The organism is Micrococcus sp. HMSC31B01 (genome assembly GCF_001816085.1).
Lineage (GTDB): Bacteria > Actinomycetota > Actinomycetes > Actinomycetales > Micrococcaceae > Micrococcus > Micrococcus luteus.
Genome location: NZ_KV824921.1, coordinates 1 through 651, shown reverse-complemented (window position 1 = coordinate 651; position 651 = coordinate 1). Strand labels below are relative to the sequence as shown.

1 protein-coding gene is annotated in these 651 nt (G+C 77.4%); it reads left to right on the top strand.

Translation table 11 applies throughout. The features are described 5' to 3' along the window. Positions 1-590: ATP-binding cassette domain-containing protein (locus HMPREF3105_RS01635; protein WP_141762387.1), on the top strand; the 590-nt coding region annotated here is incomplete at its 5' end. Positions 591-651 lie beyond the last annotated feature (61 nt).

Here is a 651-nt window from a genome sequence, read left to right as displayed (position 1 = left end):
TGGCCGGGCGGCTCGAGCAGCCGATGGGCGCGGCCCTCGTGCCGGGCGGCCGCGTGCTGGTGACGGGCCCGAACGGGGCCGGGAAGTCCACGCTGCTGCGCGTGCTCGCCGGGGACCTGGAGCCCACGAGCGGCTTGGTGACCGTGGGCGCCGACGTGCGCGTGCGCCTCGTGGCGCAGGAGACCCCCGCGTGGGACGAGGAGCGCACCGCCGCCGCCGTGTTCGAGGAGCACGTGCGCCGCGTCGGCGCGGACGAGGCCGGCGTCGACGACCTGGGCCGTCCCCTGCCGGCCCCCACGCTGCCCTCGCTCGGGCTGCTCACCGCCGAGGCCGCGGACACCCCGGTCGGACGCCTGTCCCAGGGGCAGCAGGCCCGTCTGCACCTGGCGATGGTGCTCATCGAGCGCCCCCACGTGCTGCTGCTGGACGAGCCGACGAACCACCTCTCCCCCGCGCTCGTGGACGAGATGACCGAGGCCCTGCAGGTCACGGAGCAGGCCGTCGTCGTGGTGACCCACGACCGGCAGATGCTCGCCGACCTCGCCGACTGGCCGCGCGTCGAGCTGCGGACCGACGCCGCGGCGGTGTGAGGCGGGCGGGGCCCCTGGCCACAGGCCCGGCCCGGCGGTCCGCCCTCAGAGGTGCGCCCGG